Here is a 1059-nt window from a genome sequence, read left to right on the forward strand (position 1 = left end):
CGGCGCCGCCCGCGCCCGTCGTCCCGCTGGAGGCGGAGGGAGCTGCGTCCGACGTCGACGACGCGACCCGGTCGGTGCCGTCCACGGGCAAGGCGGACCCGCCGGAGCCGGCCGTCCTCGAGCCCGAGGTCGGCACCGGGCTGCTCGGCAGCGCGGTCCGGGTGGAGCCCAGGCTGTCCGGCAAGCTCGTGGTGGCCTCCGGCTCGCACGCGGCGCCCGCGCGGGGCAAGGTCTGGCGCGTCCAGGTCGCCGTCGAGAAAGGGCTGCCGGTGGACCCGGAGGCGTTCGCCGACGCGGTCCTGACCACGCTGAACGACCCGCGGGGCTGGCACGGCGCGGACGGGTCCACGTTCGCCCGCACGGACTCCGACCGGTACGACGCGCGCGTGGTGCTCGCGAGCCCGGGCACCACCGACCGGCTCTGCCTGCCGCTGGACACGATCGGCGAGCTGTCCTGCGGCATCAAGGAGACCGCGGTGCTCAACTTCCGGCGCTGGGCCACGGGGTCCGACGCGTGGCGGGACGTCACGCGCTACCGGCAGTACCTCGTGAACCACGAGGTGGGGCACGTGATCGGGTACCACCACGACCTGTGCCGCGGCAAGGGACGGCACGCGACGATCATGGTGCAGCAGACCACCACGACGAGCGGCTGCATCCCGGAGCCGTGGCCCGCGCCGGACGCGGGCAAGGAGTGACGTTTCCCGGTACGCCGGGGGATGAATCGGGCATTTGTGACACCTCCGCGCGGGGCGTCGGGGAGTGTCAGTGGCTCGTGGTTCGATCGTCCGCGTGACACCGACCCTCACCCTCGCACCTCGGCTGGCGCCGCCCGGGACCCGTCCCGACGGCGCCACCTCAGTGCCGCTCGACGACAGCCAGGAAGCTGCCGTCGAGTCCGCGCTGAGCCGGCCCGCGACGCTGGTCCTGGGCGCTCCCGGGTCGGGCCGGACCACGGTGACCTGTGAGGTCGCGGTCCGGGCGCTCCGGTCCGGCGTCAAGCCCGAGCGGGTGCTGGTCCTCGCGTCGTCGCGCCGTGCCGCCGCCCGCCTGCGCGAC

General features: G+C 74.9%; 2 protein-coding genes. Both read left to right on the top strand.

All coding sequences use genetic code 11. The features are described 5' to 3' along the window. A partial coding sequence (locus PROKR_RS21095; protein ID WP_051433212.1) for a DUF3152 domain-containing protein occupies positions 1-698 on the top strand: 698 nt, incomplete at its 5' end. Positions 699-792: 94 nt separating this feature from the next. Continuing rightward, positions 793-1059, top strand: a 267-nt coding sequence (locus PROKR_RS21100; RefSeq protein ID WP_425414921.1) for an AAA family ATPase, incomplete at its 3' end; no start/stop codon positions are given.

The sequence above is a fragment of the Promicromonospora kroppenstedtii DSM 19349 genome, from assembly GCF_000515355.1.
In the GTDB taxonomy this organism is placed as follows: domain Bacteria; phylum Actinomycetota; class Actinomycetes; order Actinomycetales; family Cellulomonadaceae; genus Promicromonospora; species Promicromonospora kroppenstedtii.